The organism is Moraxella sp. CTOTU47618 (assembly GCF_032017425.1).
Taxonomy (GTDB): Bacteria; Pseudomonadota; Gammaproteobacteria; order Pseudomonadales; family Moraxellaceae; genus Faucicola; species Faucicola tetraodonis.
Genome location: NZ_DALZPW010000013.1, coordinates 1 through 18,611 on the forward strand (window position 1 = coordinate 1; position 18,611 = coordinate 18,611).

Genomic DNA, 18,611 nt, shown 5'->3' on the forward strand with positions numbered 1-18,611 from the left:
GTTAACGTGTGGTTTAGTACGTTCAAACTTGGCCTTTGCCATAATTTAATCCTCTTTTGTTAATATTAACCCAATGTTTTAGGTCATTTACTTTATTATCAACGCTTATAGGTTATGAAAATTTGACCCATTAAATTTAACAGGTCAAATTAGCTAACTTATAATTTTTTTCAGTGTCGAATAGGGTAGAAGACTTTGACTGATTTTAACAATCAAATTGTCCATCAAACTTATTCGTCATCATCTTTATGAGTGAATTTTTTGATGATTTCATCCGCAACGTTGCGTGGTGTCTCAGCGTATTTTGCAAACTCCATTGAGTAGGTTGCACGACCTTGAGACATTGAACGTAATTGGGTTGCATAACCAAACATCTCGGCTAGTGGTACTTCCGCACGGATTTGTTTAACGCCGCCAAACATATCATCCATACCTTGCACCATACCACGGCGACGGTTTAAGTCACCCATGATATCACCCATGTAGTCTTCCGGTGTCTCAACTTCTACTTTCATAACTGGCTCAAGTAGGACAGGGTTTGCATTCATAAAGCCTTTACGGAATGCCATAGAACCTGCCATTTTGAACGACAACTCATCTGAGTCAACGTCATGGTATGAACCATCATACAGTGTTGCTTTAATACCAACCACTGGGTAACCTGCAAGAACACCATTTTTCATACGTTCTTGAATACCTTTGTCTACCGCACCAAAGTACTCTTTTGGTACCACACCACCAACAACTTCTTCAGCAAATTCATATTCTTTGCCGTCAGCCGTATCAAGTGGCTCAAGACGTAACCATACATGACCGAATTTACCACGACCACCAGTTTGGCGTACGAATTTACCTTCTTGCTCAACGGTGTTACGAATCGTTTCACGGTAAGCTACTTGTGGTGCACCTACGTTGGCTTCAACGCTAAACTCACGTTTCATACGGTCAACAAGAATTTCTAAGTGCAGCTCACCCATACCGCTGATGATAGTCTGACCAGATTCTTCATCGGTGTGAACACGGAATGAAGGGTCTTCTTTTGCCAAACGGTTAAGCGCGATTGACATTTTTTCTTGGTCAGCTTTGGTTTTTGGTTCCACTGCCAATGAAATAACAGGATCTGGGAATTCCATGCGCTCAAGCGTAATGATATTGTTTTCGTCACATAGTGTATCACCCGTGGTTACATCTTTTAGACCTACAAATGCAACGATGTCACCTGCGCGAACTTCATCCACTTCTTTTTGTGAGTTAGCGTGCATCTCAACGATACGACCAATACGCTCACGTTTCATTTTCACTGGGTTATAAACAGAGTCACCTTGTTTAGCAACACCTGAATACACACGGACGAAGGTTAAGTTACCCACGTATTTGTCATTCATAATTTTGAACGCAAGACCAGCAAATGGTGCATCATCCGATGATTCACGAGTCGCTTCAGTTTCAGCTTTGTCATCTAACACACCTTTGATCGCATCAACGTCATTTGGTGCTGGTAAGAATTCGATAACCGCGTCAAGCATACGTTGTACGCCTTTGTTTTTAAACGCCGTACCGCAAAGCATTGGTTGAATTTCGCCCGCTAGGGTACGTGCACGTAAACCTGCTACGATATCTTCACGTGATAAATCACCTTCTTCTAGGTATTTATCCATCAGCTCTTCTGAAGATTCAGCGGCTGCCTCAACCATGTTGCTGCGCCATTCATCGACGATATCAACTAAGTCAGCAGGAATTTCTGCGTATTCAAATTTCATACCTTGAGAAGCGACATCCCAAATGATGGCTTTCATCTCTAGAAGGTCAACAACCCCTTCAAAGGTATCTTCTGCACCGATTGGCACAACTACAGGTACTGGGTTACCCCCAAGACGTTGTTTTACTTGGTCAACAACGCGGAAGAAGTTTGCCCCTGTACGGTCCATTTTGTTTACAAACGCAAGACGCGGTACTTTATACTTGTTCGCTTGACGCCATACTGTTTCTGACTGAGGCTGTACACCACCAACCGCACAGTAAACCATACATGCACCGTCAAGTACACGCATTGAACGTTCTACTTCAATGGTGAAGTCAACGTGACCGGGGGTGTCAATGATGTTAATACGATGCTCTGGGAATTGATGCGCCATGCCAGACCAGAAACAAGTCGTTGCCGCTGAGGTAATAGTAATACCACGCTCTTGCTCTTGTTCCATCCAGTCCATGGTTGCAGCACCTTCATGCACTTCACCTAGCTTGTGGTTTTTACCTGTATAAAACAAAATACGTTCAGTTGTTGTCGTTTTACCCGCATCAATATGTGCAGAGATACCGATATTACGGTAGCGATTCAATGGTGTTGTACGTGCCATAGTTAATTCCTAAGGACTAAAGATTAAAATTATTCCATTATCAATAAACAGTTATGTCTTAAAATGAATAATAATTAGTTTTAACGTTTGATTGAAAGATCGACAACCAACTAGATAAAAGAAAGCCTTACTCTTGACATAAGTGCTGTATGATAAGAGCTTGCCATGACAAATGCATGACAAGCTTCTTTTTCAATATGCAATATTGGGCTAAATTTGCAAACTTCAAGTCACCCAATATCATCTATCTATTATAAGCTAATTGCTACCTAGGTGATAGCAATCAGTATCAATTAGAAACGATAGTGTGAGAACGCTTTATTTGCGTCAGCCATACGGTGAACTTCGTCACGTTTTTTCAGTGCATTACCTTTGCCATCAGCCGCGTCTAGCAATTCACCTGCTAAACGTAAAGCCATAGATTTTTCAGAACGTTTTGCAGCCGCATCAACTAACCAACGCATTGCTAATGCAGTACGACGGGAGGGACGTACTTCCATAGGAACTTGGTAGGTAGCACCACCCACACGGCGAGCTTTTACTTCCACCATTGGGCGAACTCTTTCTAACGTATCTTCAAAAAACTGGACAGGATCAACGCCCGAGTTTTTTTCTACAACACGGTCTAATGCACCGTATACGATTGATTCTGCAACTGATTTTTTACCGTCAACCATTACATGGTTAATGAATTTAGCAAGTGTTTTGCTACCAAATTTAGGATCTGGTAGGATTTCACGGGCAGCGATGACACGACGTCTAGGCATGATAATTTCCTTGTGTATTCAGGGTAGTCTGGTAGCTAAGCGGTTGCTTTTCACCAGCCTTACTGCATAGTGTTGCAAAACTATAATCAACTATGCAAACAATGTTAAAAAATGGGGTAAAAAACGGCTAAAATTATGCTTTAGGACGTTTTGCGCCGTATTTTGAGCGGCCTTGTTTACGATCTTTTACGCCTGCACAGTCAAGTGCGCCACGAACGGTATGGTAACGAACACCTGGTAAGTCTTTTACACGACCACCACGGATAAGTACAACACTGTGCTCTTGCAGGTTGTGACCTTCACCACCGATGTAGCTTGATACTTCAAAACCTGACGTCAAACGTACACGGCATACTTTACGCATCGCTGAGTTTGGTTTTTTTGGTGTGGTAGTGTATACACGGGTACACACGCCACGGCGTTGTGGGCAAGCTTTTAATGCTGGCACTTTTGATTTTTCAGTAATGGTATTGCGACCTTTACGAATTAATTGATTTGTAGTTGCCATAAGGCACTCTCTCCCGTTTGTTGTCAAAAAATCTCTAAAAACCGCTAATAAGCTATTTTTAGGACAGCGTATTATAGAGATTTTTGTTGGTTTTATCAACTAAAAAATCACCTAGATGATGTAGATGATGATTGTTAGAGAAATTTAAAAAAAGTAGGGGAAGGCAAATTATCAAACATCGCGTTTATCAAGCACACAGGGTATCCAGCACACTGTAAATCACATCACAACAGACTAAAATAAAAAAGACCAAAACTAAAAGAACCAATGCGTTAACTTTGAAAACCTTAAGAAACTTATCGGTTAAAAGTCAACGCATTGGTTCTAGCTCAAGTTATTATTTATTGTTATTATTTAATGATTCCAAAAAAATCAATTTAATGATGGTGATTTTAAATAATTGTAATTTTAAATTTCTTATTTTTTTTATAATTTTTTTAAATTAACAACGTGATGTACTGACATTTTATTTTTATTTATTGGGGTTATCATCGTTATTGGTTATTAAGCTTGTCATCCGTTGTTAAATCTATTTTGCCAAATTTATGCAGGTTGGTCTTTTTAGATTTGGTGAATAACGTTGATATTGATAACTAAAAATGTGACGTTGCTGACGGGTTGTGTAAAAGTTTGTGTAACATGACTTAAAGTAACGAACTTTATCGTAACTAGCCTTAAATTAATAAGCACTCGCTACAACTAATAAAAAAGGTAAAAGCCAGACAGCTAGCTTTTACCTTGTTACTTGTTATATGAGCGCAAAATTATTCTTCAGTCATATGGGTCAACTTTGGCGCGGGGGCAAATACCGACATCGCAATTTCAATCACTTCATTGATAATAATATTGTTGTAAGCCGTACCCAAACCAACCGCAGTGAGTGGAATGACTTTATGTAAAAAACCGAAATTAAACTGCTCAATGTTAATATTAAACTGCGTCGATAGTTCTTCTAGTTTGGTTAATATGCCCATCGCTGATTGGCTGTCTTCTTCGGCAAGTACTGCCGTTCTATACTCTTCAATCGACTGGTCGGTCATCGCTTCAAATATACCCAAGCCTGCCAGCAAAGTTTGCTTTTCTTGCAATTTATTGAGATCCACTTTAGCTAAAATTTCATAAGCGATGGCGATACCTTGTTGTCCCGTCAACGGACGGTCATAGATTGCACTGATTTGGAAAATCGTCCGCAAACACACCGCCAACAACCACATTGTATCTACCAAAATACCGGGCAAACCCGCCAAATTACTAAGTCCACCCAAGGTAGCTAAAACACGGTTTTGATCGCCAATACTGCGGGCTAGGGCTTGTCGCTCACTAGCAACCAAAGTGTCTTTAAAACGCGCATCACGCGCCAAATCAAAATTCGCCCAATTTTGCGACAGTTTACCGACTTGGGAAAAAACCGCATCCGTTGCTTTATCAAAAATCGCCTTGGGGATTAGTGAGGTCGCCATTTTGGTATAGCTACCAAATGGGGTTTTACCAAGTAGTTTTTTTGATAGTTTGGGAATATGTTCATGAAACGCGTTTTTATCATTTGATAATGCTTGTTGAAGGCTGTCAAAATCAATATCCGCTAATGGTTTGGTTTGTATCGTATCTTTTGCGCTCAGTTGTGCTAATTTATGACCCAGCGCTTCAAAGACACGGCGGCTAATAGAAGTAGAGGCTGACATGAGAGTTATCCTTAATATTATGCTTTTGTTTAGAAAATAATGCTTTAGTTGAACAGCGTAAAGAAAGTGACCGCACTTTTCAACTTTAATGCGTAAAGAGACGTTACACAATGATATCTTTTATCGATTTGTTTGAGTGTTTCGCATATATTGAATTTTGGTAAAGACAAGATAATTAACTATAAATGTGATGAATAGCTGTGGCTTAAGAAATATTTTGTAACATTTTTGGGGAAAAACTAGGCAGGTGAAATCCAGAGGGGTACAATAGTATGATATTTATCATCAATTGATTAAACCAAAAGGAATGGTATATGCAGCGCGTTGTAATCACAGGGGCAGGACTTATCTCGTGTATTGGTAATGACTTAGCCACAGTCAGCGAATCGCTACAGCAAGGCAAATCAGGCTTGGTATTTAATCCAATTTATCAAGAAAAAGGCTTTAAAGCTTGTGTCTCAGGTAGTATTGATGACGATAACCTAGATACCTCGCATATCGATCGCAAACTTAAACGCTTTTTGTCAAAAGCCAGTTTATACGCCTATCTAAGTGCGCTACAAGCAATCGAGCAAGCAGGATTGTCATTAGCAGATATTGCTCACAATACCAATATCGGCGTGGTAGCAGGTTCGGGTGGGGCATCGAGTGCCGATGTGGCGGCAGCGGTTGATGCAATGCGCGAAAAAGGCTTGCGCGGTGTCGGCGCCATGGCAGTGCCAAAAACCATGGCAAGTACGGTATCAGCCAGTGTCGCAACGGGGCTAAAGATTGGCGGGGTTAGCTACTCTATTGCATCAGCTTGCGCGACCTCAACGCATTGTGTGGGTCATGCCATGGAGCTGATTCAATTGGGTAAGCAAGACATCGTGATTGCAGGCGGCGGCGAGCAAGAAGACTGGACACAATCTTGTATGTTTGATGGCATGGGTGCGATGAGCACACAGTACAATGACAAGCCGCAACTTGCCAGTCGCCCTTACGATGCAGATCGAGACGGCTTTGTGATTGCAGGCGGTGGTGGTATGGTGGTGGTTGAGAGCCTAGACTCTGCTAAACAACGCGGCGCGACTATTTTGGCAGAGATTGTTGGCTATGGTGCAAGCTCTGATGGGGCAGATATGGTAGCACCCAGTGGTGTGGGTGCTATTAACTGTATGAAACAAGCCCTTAAACAAGCAGGCTTAACCACGGTTGACTATATCAACACTCATGGTACCAGTACCCCCATTGGGGATATCACCGAGCTTGAAGCCATTCGCCAAGTGTTTGGTGGTGATTTGCCTCCCATTAGCTCAACCAAATCAATGACAGGTCATAGTTTGGGCGCGGTAGGGGTGCAAGAATTAATTTATTGTTTATTGATGCTCAATCAAGGCTTTATTGCCCCCAATATCAATATTGAAAACTTGGATGAAAAAGCCAAAGATTTTGATATTGTTCGTGAGAAACGAGATGCAAATCTTAATACGATTATGACCAATAGCTTTGGCTTTGGTGGTACCAATGCAAGTTTAATCATCAAAAAGTTTGTTGAATAAATACTGATGGACGATCATAATTGATAAAAATAGGCGATGACAGTTACCCGATTGTCATCGCTTTTTTGACGCTAAATATAATCATAAAGGTAAAGCATGTACCCAATGCCAAGTTTACAACATCTTGTGCCCTCTCAACTCATCACCCTGTTACAGCAGTTTAATACGACAAATAATCAAGCAATCTATCCGCTTTGGCTCAATAACGAGGGTCAAAATGTTATTGGTTTATTGCCCAAAACGATTTTTGAAATACATTCTCAAAATCAGCTTACCCAAAAGCAACGGCAAAATTGCTCATTCGACGATTTTGTGTACTGTGATACCGTGATTAATACTGGTGCTGATACTGCCATTAATAGGGTAGGTAAAGGTGTTGATATTGGCGAATTAACGGCTGTGCTTGAGGCTTACCAATACCAGCAGCTATCATCTAGGCAGTCTGCTAGCCAACATACCGCTAATGTGGGCTATCAAGATGGCTTAATGGGATTTATTAGCTACGATTTATCAGCGCATCATTTAGCAAATGCAAACCACGTGCAAGCAAGTGCAACTCACGGGGAAGCCAGTTACTTAACGCCCAATCAGCCGCAACTATTTTTGGGACATTATGATATTTATTTGACCTATCAATACGGGAAGTGGCATTTACATACCACCACTGAGGAAGCCATGGCGCAAGCCGTCACCATCGAAAACTGGCTGAATAATTTAGTCAGTGACGCCAACCTTCCTACACCAAAGCCGCTTAGCTTGTCACCTTTATGGCAAAAATCTGCGTACCACCAAGCTTTTAACAAAATCCAAGACTATTTAAAAGCAGGGGACTGTTACCAGATTAATCTTACTCAGTGCTGGCAAGGTGAGTTATCCAATCAGCAGTTGGTCGATTATTTGCCAAGCTTGCATCAGTCCACCCAGGCGCCGTTTGCAGGATATCTAGCACTCGGCAATTACGAGTTACTAAGCTGCTCGCCAGAGTTGTTTTTTACCTTTGCAAAAAACGCGCAAGGCGAAAATTGCATCATTACCAAACCGATAAAAGGCACACGCCCACGCGGGCAAAATATAGCCGCTGACCAAGCCAATAAAAATGAACTTGCCAGCAGCGAAAAAGACATCGCCGAAAACGTCATGATTGTCGATTTGCTGCGCAATGATTTGGGCAAATATGCCAAGACTGGAACGGTAAAAGTCCCAAAACTGTTTGATATCGAAAGTTTTAGCAATGTGCACCATATGGTGAGTACCATTACCGCCACCCTCAAAGAAAACATCAGCCCTTGGAGCGTTTTGTTTGAAAGTCTGCCCGCGGGGTCAATCACGGGTACACCCAAAAAGCGCGCAGTAGAAATCATCAATGAATTGGAAGCCAAACCGCGCGGGGCTTACTGTGGTACGATGGGGTATCTCAATTTTGATGGCACAGGGCAATGGAATGTGCTGATTCGTACGCTACAAGCTTCAGATAATAATGTCAGTCTGTGGGCAGGCGGCGGCATCACGATTGCGTCAGACTGTGCTGCAGAATACCAAGAATGTTTTGATAAAGTAGGAAATTTACTAAAAATATTGCACCAGTAAAGTTACAACAACCTGCCATCAAGTGCGGCATTGAGTTCAGCTGCACTGATGGGCACGCTTTCGCCATCAAATGGATTAAACACTAGGTCAATATCATAAAAGGCGATATGGGTATCCACAATCGCCAGTTTTTTATCTCCCAAGGTTTGACCAAATGCCAACAAATCCACCTTTTCGGCAAAACGGTAAGTAATAACGTCGCCTGTTTCAATGTTTTGGCATTTTAAATAAAACTGTATGCTAGGGTCACTCACAGCCGTCAAACCAAACTTGTTAAGGTATCTAGTAAGCGCTGATTTTGTTCTGCCGTACCGATGGTGATACGCAAATAATCGCTAATTTTTGGTTTGTTAAAATGACGAACAATCACCCCTTGCGCCCGCAGTTTCTCAAATACCTGTATGGTTTCCCCCATGGAAGCAGGTGGTTTGGCAAACACAAAGTTAGCTTGTGAAGGCAAGACAGTAAAGCCTAATTGGGTCAAAGCTTGAGTGACATCATGGCGTAGTGCGATGACTTTTTGGTTGCAGGCAACAAAATAGTCGTTATCTTGCAAGCTGGCAACTGCGCCTGCTTGCGCAAGGCGATCTAGGGGATAGCTGTTAAAACTATTTTTATACCGATTTAATGCTTCAATGAGTGAGTGATTGGCAAACGCCATGCCGACACGCAGCCCTGCTAATGAGCGAGACTTTGAAAAGGTTTGGGTTACCACTAAGTTATCATATTTATCAATCAAACTGACCGCAGAGGCATTGGGTGTGTCTGCAAAATCAATATACGCTTCATCAATCACAATGACCGCATTGCGATGTTCTTGTAGGAGTTTTTCGATATCCGCTAGCGGCAAAAGCACCCCAGTTGGCGCATTGGGATTGGCAATAATAATGCCACTGCAAGGGCGGCGATAGTCATCGACATCAATGCTAAAATCGGCTTTGAGCGCAATGGTCACCAAGTTCACATGGAAAGTATCGGCATACACAGGATAAAAACTATAACCAATATCAGGGGTTAATACCGAACGGTCTTTGACAAAAAAACAAGCAAAAATATGCGCCAAAACTTCATCAGAGCCATTACCGACAAAAATTTGATTGGGGGCTACCTGATAAACTTGTGCCATTACCGCACGTAGTTCGTCAGATTCTGGGGCGGGGTAGCGCTTTAAATGATCGGCTTGATTGAGCAAAACTTGTGCGATGGCTTCAGCGACTTTGGGAGAGGGGGGAAAAGGGTTTTCATTGGTATTAAGCTTACACAGATTGTCATGCTTGGGCTGTTCACCCGGTGTGTAGGGCGTTAGGTTGCGAATCAAGGTGCTCCACAGTCGAGTGTTAATTTCGGGTGTTGCATCTGCGTTTGAAGTAAGCGTATCCACCATGACAAATCCTTACAAGATAATCAATGTGTTAAATCAATGTGGCCAGTCAATTTGCTAAGTTAATTTACCAAATCAAGTTACCAAGTCAATGCGCCAAAGGCTGGCACAAACAATACATAGTAGCATAAATTGGTTAAAAATTTATCTACCGTAGCCCACTGATATCATAAAATTTGGGCTCAACGGGTGAGCAAGACGGATAGACAGTGAATTTTTAGCCGTTATGTGAATAAACCGTGCGCTGGCTTGGCGAATGTGTTAAAAGATAACCTTTTAACTCAAGCCCGTTAAACCAAGCCCGTTAAAACAAGCCCATTAAAATAAGCTTATTAAATCATCCTTGATAATAAGTTACCTAGTTAAAATTTTGGAAGATGTATGAAATTCTCAGCGTCGCAATCGAGCGAGTCGAATATTCACCCTGCTGCTAACGCGTCTCAGATTTCGGTAGCGACTGCCCCGACCAAGGCATTAATTATCACGGTAGTCATTGCCATTTTACTGCTCGCTATCAATATGCGCGCGCCCATTATTGGGTTTGGTGCGGTAGCAAAACTGGTTCAGCAAGATTTGGGGTTAACGACCAAAACCATTGGTTTGATTGGTACGATTCCTGTCATGGCATTTGCATCGAGTTCGTTTATTGCGCCTATGTTGTCACGGCGGATTGGCTTAGAAAACACCATGATTTTGGCAACCAGTTTGCTTGCCATCGGTATTTTTGTGCGAGTGGCGCATCCGCAATTAGGGTTTTTGCTAGCGGGCACGGTGCTGCTATCGTTGGCGATTTCACTCGGCAATGTATTAATCCCGGCCGTCATCAAAAAATACACCCCCAATCACATTGGGCTTGTGATGGGAAGCTATTCGATGTTTTTGTCGGTGTTTGCTGGCTTTGCGTCAGGCATTGCGATGTGGCTTGTCAGCTTGTCCAATTGGCAGTTTGCACTGGGAGTATGGGGCTGGGTCTCTGTGGCAGCGGTAGCAGCTTGGCTAATGGTTGCTCATTTGCGGTTACGGCAAAAAATTAGCAGCCATGATGCTCAAGTCATTAATCAAGCGGTTGCCGAAGTAGGACAACCAAGCCGAAAATCAGTCTGGAAAATCCCGATGGCGTGGTGGATTAGTGCGTTTATGGGTTTGCAATCACTACTTTATTATACGCTCGCCAGTTTTTTACCCTCGTTACTCATTGATAAAGGGCTGAGCAAAGCGCAAGCAGGCAACGTGGGCATGGTGTTTCAATTGGTGGCTTTTCCTTCGATTTTACTGTTGACCAAATGGGTCTCTAGTCAGTGGAATTTACGCACGTTAGCGTTGCTTGCCGCAGTGGGAAACTTGGTAGGCGTATTTGGTTTTGGGTTTCTGCCCCTGCAAGGCTGGGTATGGGTTTGGAGTATCGCATCAGGCTTTGGATGTGGGGTGATTTTTACCTTATGCATGATGATTTTTACCTTAAAATCAAAGGATAGTCAGCAAGCCGCTGAACTGTCGGGGATGGCACAAACCGTGGGTTATAGCATTGCTATAACCGGTCCGATTGTGACAGGGTGGCTTAAAGACTTGAGTTATACTTGGACACTATCGATGGGGTTTTTAACGATTTTAATGGGGCTTAATTGTGTGTTTAGTTGGTTGGCAACGCAAAACAAAGCGATTGAATAGTGAGGAAAAATTTGGGGTAACCTTGCGCGTCTTACCCCGTATTTTTATGTTAAAGGCTTGTGTATCTTTCAGCTAAATTGAGTAAAAAATCCTGTTTATTGCCAGATTTTTATCTATACTGTGAGCGTCATTACCAATGCAATTAACTAACTGCAATAGCATTGGTAATGCTCTGTTTTATCCTTAACAACTATATAGCCAATCTTGGTAGCCAATCATAAGATAACGTTGTCTAGTCAAGATTAGCCATCTTATAAAATTAGCCACAAAAAAAATCATCAGAGGAAAATAATATGTCAAACGATAAACGTATTTCAGACGCAATGGAACAAGCGCTAAACAAGCAAATGATGGAAGAAGCCACACAAGCGCAGGCGTATATTGCGCTAGGTAGCTGGGCGGAAGTGAATAATTACCCAGGTATCGCAGATTTTTTCTACAAGCATTCGGCTGAAGAACGTAACCATATGTTCAAATTTTTAGCCTATATCAATGAGCGTGGTGGCGAAGCTAAAATTGAAGCGATTCCTGCACCGCGTGACAACCCTGTCAGTCTTGAAACCTGTATCGAAGACGTTTGGCAACATGAGTTAGAAAATTCAAAAAAAATCTATGCACTTGTGGACCAAGCCATGGCAGAGCGCGATTGGGCAACGTTTAATTTCTTACAATGGTTTGTCAAAGAACAAATCGAAGAAGAGGCGTTAATCAATAACCTACGTGATAAATTTGCCTTGGCATCAAAAGATAAGGCGGATAACCAAAACTTCTATGAGTTGGATAAAGATATGGCATCAGCTTCTCAAGAAGGTGATTTGCCACGTGAAAAATCGGTTGAATAATTTTTGCCGGCATAAAAAAAGCTGAGAATCAATCTCAGCTTTTTTTGTACTTCATTATTATTTAATTTCAGTTTTTACTTCAGTGGCAGCTTAGCTTTTTAAATTAGCTTTTCAAACTAACGTCACTGGCATCGACTGGCAATTGATTGGGTTTTAATGCCACAGGCTGTGATACCAACGCCGCTTTAAATACTTCATCAATCGTTTCTACTGGCTGGATGCTTAGGCCCTGTTTGACATTGTCAGGAATATCAATCAAGTCACGCTCATTGGATTTTGGAATCAACACGTGTTTGATACCGCCACGATGCGCTGCAAGCAGTTTCTCCTTCAAGCCACCGATACGTAGCACTTTGCCACGCAAAGTAACCTCACCCGTCATGGCAATATCGGGGCGAATAGCAATACCTGTCATCGCAGAGGCTAACGCAAGCGTTAACGCAATACCGGCGGATGGACCGTCTTTGGGGGTCGCACCTTCTGGCATATGCACGTGGATATCTGTGCCTTTGAGCTTATCGTAGCTGACGCCTAAGCTATCAGCACGGGCGCGAACTACCGTCATCGCCGCACGAATTGACTCTTTCATCACATCGCCCAATGAGCCGGTAAAACTTAGTTCACCCTTACCTTGCACCGCAACCGCTTCAATGGTCAATAGCTCACCACCGACTTGTGTCCAAGCCAAACCTGTGACACGGCCGACTTCAGGTTCTTGCTCCGCCAAACCATAATCGAATTGGTACACACCCAAGTAATCAGCGACATTTGAACTATCGACTGTTAATTTGTGTGCCGCGGTTTTATCTTCCGCTTTGTCTTTGCCTAATGATTCAACGTTTTGTTTCACCACTTTGCGGGCGATTTTGTTGATTTCACGTTCAAGGTTACGCACACCTGCTTCACGGGTATAACGCTGTACAATCGCTTTGAGTGCCTCATCGGTGATATCAATTTCAGTATCACTTAAGCCATTTTGTTGAATCGCTTTTGGTACTAAGTATTTATCGGCGATGCTGATTTTTTCATCTTCGGTATAACCTGGCAGACGAATCACTTCCATACGGTCAAGTAGCGCAGGCGGAATATCCATACTATTGGCGGTACAGATAAACATCACTTGTGATAAGTCTAAATCCATATCCAAGTAGTGATCGTTAAAGCTATGATTCTGCGATGGGTCTAACACTTCAAGCAGCGCTGAAGCAGGGTCACCACGAAAATCTTGCGCCATTTTATCGATTTCATCGAGTAAGAATAGCGGATTTTTCACGCCCACTTTTGAGAGTGATTGTACGATTTTACCTGGCATAGCACCGATATAGGTACGTCGATGCCCACGGATTTCAGCTTCATCTCGCACGCCGCCCAATGCCATACGGATAAACTCACGACCTGTGGCACGGGCAATGGATTCACCCAAGGAAGTTTTACCCACGCCAGGCGGACCTACCAAGCAAAGAATCGGACCTTTTAAGGTATCCACGCGAGATTGCACTGCCAAGAACTCCAAGATGCGGTCTTTCACGTCTTGTAAACCATAATGGTCAGTATCAAGCACGTCATGGGCTTTATTAAGGTCGATTGAGACATCACTGGTTTTGTTCCAAGGCGTATCTAAAATCCACTCTACATAGTTACGTACGACCGATGACTCAGAAGAGGCAGCCGGCATGGTTTTGAGTTTACGAAACTCATTTTCTGCTTTTTTACGCACCGCTTCTGGCAAATCGGCTTCCGCTAAACGTTTTTCTAGCTCAGCAATATCGTCATCGTCATAATTTTCACCGCGTTCTTCATGAAGGTCAGAAAGCTCAGATTTTATCGCTTTCATTTTTTCATTTAAGAAATACTCGCGCTGGTTGTTTTCCATCTGGCGACGGACCGCTTCTTGTAATTCTTGCTCGATATTGTGCTCGGCACTTTGCTGAATCAAATAGTCTGACAACTCTTTGATATGCGCAGTCAAATCATCGACTTCCAAAAAGTTTTGTTTAATCGATAAATTGAGTGAGACGCGTGTCGCAATGAAATATACTAACTCTTCAAGTTGGGTAATACGTTCAGCTACACGAATCAACTCGCGTGAGTTACGTAGGCGATTTTCCGCATATTTGCTAAACAAAGCAACTAACGCTTCTTTGTGCGATTTTTGCGTTTTAGGCGTCATATTCACGGTGATAGGCGCTTTTTCAAAATCGGCCAGTAATACCGCTTCTTCCTCATCGGTGTCTTGGATGTCGACCAATTTGGCACGGTACAGACCTTCAATCAGCACTTTGATGCAATTTTCGTCATTTTCATGTGGCATGGTATTGACGACACGGCACACCGTACCATATTCAAATAGATTGCTGGCATCAATGTCTTCAGATAGTGAGTCTTTTTGTGCCACCACCAATACTTTATTGTCGAATTCATTTTGCGCAAGTTCGACTGCTTTGACTGAAGGCGTACGACCCACAAATAAAGCAATTTGCATTTGTGGATACACCACCACATCACGTAAAGCTAACAGTGGTAGCGTAGTGAATTCTTGCGACTCAGATGATTCTGGATTTGTCATTAAAACATCATCTTGCATATACTATGTCCCCTTAAATAACACAACAAGCAACTGACCATTTGTGAGCAAATGATGGCTTGCTGATAGACTTAAAAATATAAATGGCGTCAATGCAAAAAATTGCAAGGCTGGTCACACAAAGGGGGAAAAAACGACCAGCCAAGGGCAATAAAATAATAACAAAGCGCTGAAAATAACCACCGCAACCCTATACTTAGCCCAATGCCAGTGTGATATTGATATATCCTTAGCTAATTTTTTTAGGCTAATTTATATATCTAAAAGTCGTCCAAGTCTTCAGAATTCACTCGGGTAAAGGCATCAGCTTGGGTTAAAAGTTGATTTAACCTATCGGGATTCATGACACTGGCAATTTCTGCATCGCTTAATGGGTATAAAGGTTGATGGACTTGGCTAGTATCAGTATCAGTATCGCTATCAATATTAATCTCAATATCAGCATCATTGTCGGTTATAGAAGGTGAGGTCATCACCACGTGTTGAAACAGGGAGTTGTCATTTTTTTGCATGGGATTGTTCCACCAAATAGCGTCTAAATAACCATAGTTTACTAGGGGTGATAAGGGCATCAAGCCTGATATCCCAAGGATTAGCATTTAATTTTTCAACCAATTGAAAATCATAAGCCCAGCCAATTTTAAGCGGTTTGTTTTTAGCCTTGGCTAAGGTGCGGTCATAGTAACCGCCACCCATACCCATACGATTGCCAATTTTATCCGCTGCTACTAACGGCATAAACAATACATCAAGCGCCGCTACGTTAAGCATTTTTCCTTTCTCAGGTTGGCGCATACCCAGTGGATGTTTGGGTAGGCGAGATTGTCGCCAAGTTTTTTGGCTAAATTGGATAAATACAAGCGGCTGATGTTTGCCAGTGACGACAGGTAAATAAATACTATAACCGCGCCGTCTTGCCCAATCCATCAGCGGTTGGGTAGGCATTTCTCCAAAGGCATCTGCAAAAATCCCGACCTTGACGTTTTTGCCAGTTAAAGCAGAATGCTGTAGTCGGTTTAAACTTCGTCGTGCTTGATAAGCGGCGCGATTACGGTGGCGCTTGGATAAGCGTAGGCGTTGTTGACGTAACTGTTTACGCAAGTGATGAGCATTCATAGATTCACAGCGATGATGGAATGGTTATAGATTATAGTTAAGCGATTGATAGTAAAGCATGATAATAAATCAAAATCAAAAGAAAGCCAAATGGCTGATTTGGCTAATTAGGTTTAGTTGCTTAGCTATTTATTCACTTATTTATTTGCTTAAACACCCAAACATCCTACCGATAGTGTACAACCCATAACAAGTGTCCACTACCTGTTATGCCATTCCCTTTGAAATATTTGAAAAATAAAGCATTTTTGCGGACGGTGATACTGAGTTTTAGTAGCCCTACGGACTCAAACTTAACTAGCAGCGCCTGTAAAAGATGATATGATTGCTGATAACGAGGATGACGGTTTATGTATACGTCTTTAAATTTTTATCTCAAGTCCAATTACTAAAGTTTGGCTTGTAAGTTAGCTGGTTTGTAGTTTATGTTGCATTTTTTTAAATTGCTGTGTTGATAACTTAGGAAAAATTAATGGATGCACTCAGTATGTTGCTTGAAGATATACATTTGTATCAAACTCAGTATCACTATATACACGCCACTGGGGAGTGGTCGTTTGAGTTAGATAAAAAAGATTGTATCGTGTTTTATTTGGTTACCACAGGTGGGATTAGTATTAAGGTCGATGATGTATATCGCAACGCACACGCGCGCGATGTGGTCATGGTGCCAGGCGGCAAAAAACACCTGATTTGTGGTATGGGGCAATCGGATATCCCATCAATTGACATTGCCCCGTTATTAAGCAACCAGACTGTTGAAACTATCAACTTGGGTAACCCTGCGATTTCTAGCCAAGGTGATGAACCAGCGCAAACAACCGAAATAGTCGCGATTGTGTGCCATTACGATCGAGAGATTACGCGCCCGTTACTCAGCGCTTTACCAGAAATTTTGCCAGAAAGCGAATCAAACGATGAGCAAAAAATGATTATGCTTGATTTGGGGATCAAATTTTTGGCATTAGAGTCTGAGCAGAACCGACTTGGCAAAATGACCATTATCAATCGTATCGCCAGTATTTTGATGATTGAGTGTGTACGCAGCTATATTGAGGACTTGCCCGAAGCGACGGATAATTGGCTAAAAGCTGTGAAAGACCCTTACCTTGCCAAGGCGTTGGCAGTCATGCATGATCGACCTGAGACCAATTGGACCATTCATAAGTTAGCTGAAGTCGCCGGGATGTCACGCAGTAGTTTTGCCGAACATTTTCGTGAAGTGGTGGGGGTGCCGCCGTTAACTTATTTAACGGACTATCGACTTCGTCTTGCGGCGCGTTATTTACGACTACAAGAAAATAGCATCAGCCGTATCAGTGAGTTAGTGGGGTATGCCTCCGATAGTACCTTTAGCCAAGCATTCAAACGCGTCTATAAAATGTCACCACGAAAATACCGCCAGTCGTTTCGAACCGATGATGTACATTTTGCTGACAGCTTGAGCGAGGAATGAGTCAGTAGTCGAAAACCCTGATTAACCACAAAAAAGCAGGTTTGCTGCGGTTTTGTGGTTATTCCCATTTTTATAGCAAGTTTTATATCTTATAGCGAGTTTTATCGCAATTAAGAATGATCAGTCTATTTTCATAGCAATATCTGTTAGGTTATGTCGACAGGGGTATGATATAGTGACAAGCACTGTCTCATATTTTATCAGCTGCGATTGCCAACATGGAAACTTCAACTACCAAAGGTCAACCTGTCGAAGCACATGGCTTGCACATCAAGCCCAATCCAGAAGACCCTGCGATGGACCATCGTGGTGTTAACCCAATGGATGTTACCAGTCACTACACCGCCGTGTTTCATGCACAAGAAAACGCGGTAACCCAGTATTTTGAGCACTCCCATCCCAACCAACTGTTATTTTATATATCCAGTAAAAAATCCCAGTTTATTGAAACTAAAAAACTGCAAGTCGCCAAATATTTAAATATGCGCGATAATGTTGGGCTGATGCAACTACAGCATTTGTTCAATAATTTACATATTGTCGATGATTTGGTGATGTCCATTAGCCATCATTTACCGCCGCAGCGACCGATTGGTTGGCAGCTTGTCAGCCAAAGCAAAAATTTAATGAACCTGCCAACCGTAGGCTTGATGCCATCATCCGCTGATTTCCGCGGTCTTGAGCATAGTTTGGCGGCGACCGTGATTCAGTTTTTGGGCGTGGCATGCTATCACAATGACCGGGGTTATTTTGTAGGGCATATTCTAGGTTATCTATTTAGTTGTTATTATTTTGCCCATCTCGGTGTCAACTATTCAGTCACCCCATTAAAAGAGGCGGCGATTCCCAATTACCCTTACCAAGTCATCAATGTGGCAGAATTGGTGAGACTATTGCAATCACTCGATGAGTCGCTCAAAGCGCAAGTTTATCAATTAGCCATCTATTGTGCGCAAATCAGTGAATACGCCGTTGACAAACGAATCGAGAAAATGCTGATTACTGAGGTCAATAGCTTTAACAAACAAGACTTGCGCGATGAGCTATCGGTGTTGGTACAATATGATTCCAATGAAAACGAGTCTTTATTTCAGCCTATTAAGCCTTTAAAATAACGCTAAT

At 42.3% G+C, this 18,611-nt stretch carries 15 protein-coding genes; 6 read left to right on the forward strand and 9 right to left on the reverse strand.

All coding sequences use genetic code 11. From position 1 onward, the window contains the following. Nucleotides 1-230: 230 nt before the first annotated feature. From fusA to RTS09_RS09665, 4 genes are all read right to left on the reverse strand, one after another. Nucleotides 231-2,357 carry an elongation factor G gene (fusA, locus tag RTS09_RS09650; RefSeq protein ID WP_312536536.1) on the reverse strand — a complete coding sequence of 709 codons (2,127 nt, stop codon included), beginning with the start codon at nt 2,355-2,357 and terminating at the stop codon, nt 231-233. A gap of 293 nt (nt 2,358-2,650) precedes the next feature. Continuing rightward, nucleotides 2,651-3,124, reverse strand: a complete 474-nt coding sequence (gene rpsG / locus RTS09_RS09655; protein ID WP_007116467.1) for a 30S ribosomal protein S7 — start codon at nt 3,122-3,124, stop codon at nt 2,651-2,653. Nucleotides 3,125-3,257: 133 nt separating this feature from the next. Continuing rightward, nucleotides 3,258-3,632: a 30S ribosomal protein S12 gene (rpsL, locus tag RTS09_RS09660; protein WP_007116468.1), complete on the reverse strand. Its 375-nt coding sequence runs from the start codon at nt 3,630-3,632 to the stop codon at nt 3,258-3,260. Between the two features lie 764 nt (nt 3,633-4,396). Then, nucleotides 4,397-5,314 (reverse strand): EcsC family protein, encoded by a 918-nt coding sequence (locus RTS09_RS09665; protein ID WP_312536540.1) that lies wholly within the window; start codon nt 5,312-5,314, stop codon nt 4,397-4,399. 314 nt (nt 5,315-5,628) lie between these two features. On the opposite strand from RTS09_RS09665, the gene RTS09_RS09670 reads away from it, so the two are divergent. Continuing rightward, nucleotides 5,629-6,855 carry a beta-ketoacyl synthase N-terminal-like domain-containing protein gene (locus tag RTS09_RS09670; protein ID WP_188874728.1) on the forward strand — a complete coding sequence of 409 codons (1,227 nt, stop codon included), beginning with the start codon at nt 5,629-5,631 and terminating at the stop codon, nt 6,853-6,855. 105 nt (nt 6,856-6,960) lie between these two features. Then, on the forward strand, nt 6,961-8,442 hold the full coding sequence (locus tag RTS09_RS09675; RefSeq protein ID WP_312536545.1) for an anthranilate synthase component I family protein: 1,482 nt from the start codon (nt 6,961-6,963) through the stop codon (nt 8,440-8,442). A gap of 2 nt (nt 8,443-8,444) precedes the next feature. Here the strand turns inward: RTS09_RS09675 and RTS09_RS09680 are convergent, their stop codons facing one another. Further along, a complete protein-coding gene (locus RTS09_RS09680; RefSeq protein WP_312536548.1) occupies nt 8,445-8,696 on the reverse strand; it encodes a hypothetical protein in 252 nt (83 codons plus the stop codon). A gap of 5 nt (nt 8,697-8,701) precedes the next feature. Then, nucleotides 8,702-9,826, reverse strand: a complete 1,125-nt coding sequence (gene hisC, locus RTS09_RS09685; protein WP_312536551.1) for a histidinol-phosphate transaminase — start codon at nt 9,824-9,826, stop codon at nt 8,702-8,704. A gap of 378 nt (nt 9,827-10,204) precedes the next feature. Between hisC and RTS09_RS09690 the strand changes: the two genes are divergently transcribed. After that, nucleotides 10,205-11,491, forward strand: a complete 1,287-nt coding sequence (locus tag RTS09_RS09690) for an MFS transporter (protein ID WP_312536553.1) — start codon at nt 10,205-10,207, stop codon at nt 11,489-11,491. A gap of 293 nt (nt 11,492-11,784) precedes the next feature. Beyond that, a complete protein-coding gene (locus RTS09_RS09695) occupies nt 11,785-12,333 on the forward strand; it encodes a ferritin (RefSeq protein ID WP_007116475.1) in 549 nt (182 codons plus the stop codon). 103 nt (nt 12,334-12,436) lie between these two features. Here the strand turns inward: RTS09_RS09695 and lon are convergent, their stop codons facing one another. The 3 genes from lon to RTS09_RS09710 form a co-directional block, all read right to left on the reverse strand. Beyond that, on the reverse strand, nt 12,437-14,917 hold the full coding sequence (lon, locus tag RTS09_RS09700) for an endopeptidase La (protein ID WP_312536556.1): 2,481 nt from the start codon (nt 14,915-14,917) through the stop codon (nt 12,437-12,439). A gap of 260 nt (nt 14,918-15,177) precedes the next feature. Next, nucleotides 15,178-15,429 carry a hypothetical protein gene (locus RTS09_RS09705; protein ID WP_159676569.1) on the reverse strand — a complete coding sequence of 84 codons (252 nt, stop codon included), beginning with the start codon at nt 15,427-15,429 and terminating at the stop codon, nt 15,178-15,180. Beyond that, entirely contained in the window at nt 15,416-16,033 is a 618-nt protein-coding gene (locus RTS09_RS09710) for a 5-formyltetrahydrofolate cyclo-ligase (RefSeq protein ID WP_159676568.1), read from the reverse strand. The genes RTS09_RS09705 and RTS09_RS09710 overlap by 14 nt, the downstream gene beginning before the upstream one ends. Before the next feature lie 472 nt (nt 16,034-16,505). Between RTS09_RS09710 and RTS09_RS09715 the strand changes: the two genes are divergently transcribed. Next, nucleotides 16,506-17,489 carry an AraC family transcriptional regulator gene (locus tag RTS09_RS09715; RefSeq protein WP_312536562.1) on the forward strand — a complete coding sequence of 328 codons (984 nt, stop codon included), beginning with the start codon at nt 16,506-16,508 and terminating at the stop codon, nt 17,487-17,489. 218 nt (nt 17,490-17,707) lie between these two features. Beyond that, on the forward strand, nt 17,708-18,604 hold the full coding sequence (locus RTS09_RS09720; RefSeq protein WP_312536564.1) for a hypothetical protein: 897 nt from the start codon (nt 17,708-17,710) through the stop codon (nt 18,602-18,604). Nucleotides 18,605-18,611: the final 7 nt, after the last annotated feature.

Coding starts and splice junctions, on each gene's coding strand:
- RTS09_RS09720 (WP_312536564.1), top strand. CDS start 17,708: ATGGAAACTTCAACTACCAAAGGTCAACCTGTCGAAGCACATGGCTTG.
- RTS09_RS09675 (WP_312536545.1), top strand. CDS start 6,961: ATGCCAAGTTTACAACATCTTGTGCCCTCTCAACTCATCACCCTGTTA.
- rpsL (WP_007116468.1), bottom strand. CDS start 3,632: ATGGCAACTACAAATCAATTAATTCGTAAAGGTCGCAATACCATTACT.
- RTS09_RS09710 (WP_159676568.1), bottom strand. CDS start 16,033: ATGAATGCTCATCACTTGCGTAAACAGTTACGTCAACAACGCCTACGC.
- hisC (WP_312536551.1), bottom strand. CDS start 9,826: ATGGTGGATACGCTTACTTCAAACGCAGATGCAACACCCGAAATTAAC.
- lon (WP_312536556.1), bottom strand. CDS start 14,917: ATGCAAGATGATGTTTTAATGACAAATCCAGAATCATCTGAGTCGCAA.
- RTS09_RS09670 (WP_188874728.1), top strand. CDS start 5,629: ATGCAGCGCGTTGTAATCACAGGGGCAGGACTTATCTCGTGTATTGGT.
- RTS09_RS09715 (WP_312536562.1), top strand. CDS start 16,506: ATGGATGCACTCAGTATGTTGCTTGAAGATATACATTTGTATCAAACT.
- rpsG (WP_007116467.1), bottom strand. CDS start 3,124: ATGCCTAGACGTCGTGTCATCGCTGCCCGTGAAATCCTACCAGATCCT.
- RTS09_RS09690 (WP_312536553.1), top strand. CDS start 10,205: ATGAAATTCTCAGCGTCGCAATCGAGCGAGTCGAATATTCACCCTGCT.
- RTS09_RS09705 (WP_159676569.1), bottom strand. CDS start 15,429: ATGCAAAAAAATGACAACTCCCTGTTTCAACACGTGGTGATGACCTCA.
- RTS09_RS09665 (WP_312536540.1), bottom strand. CDS start 5,314: ATGTCAGCCTCTACTTCTATTAGCCGCCGTGTCTTTGAAGCGCTGGGT.
- RTS09_RS09695 (WP_007116475.1), top strand. CDS start 11,785: ATGTCAAACGATAAACGTATTTCAGACGCAATGGAACAAGCGCTAAAC.
- fusA (WP_312536536.1), bottom strand. CDS start 2,357: ATGGCACGTACAACACCATTGAATCGCTACCGTAATATCGGTATCTCT.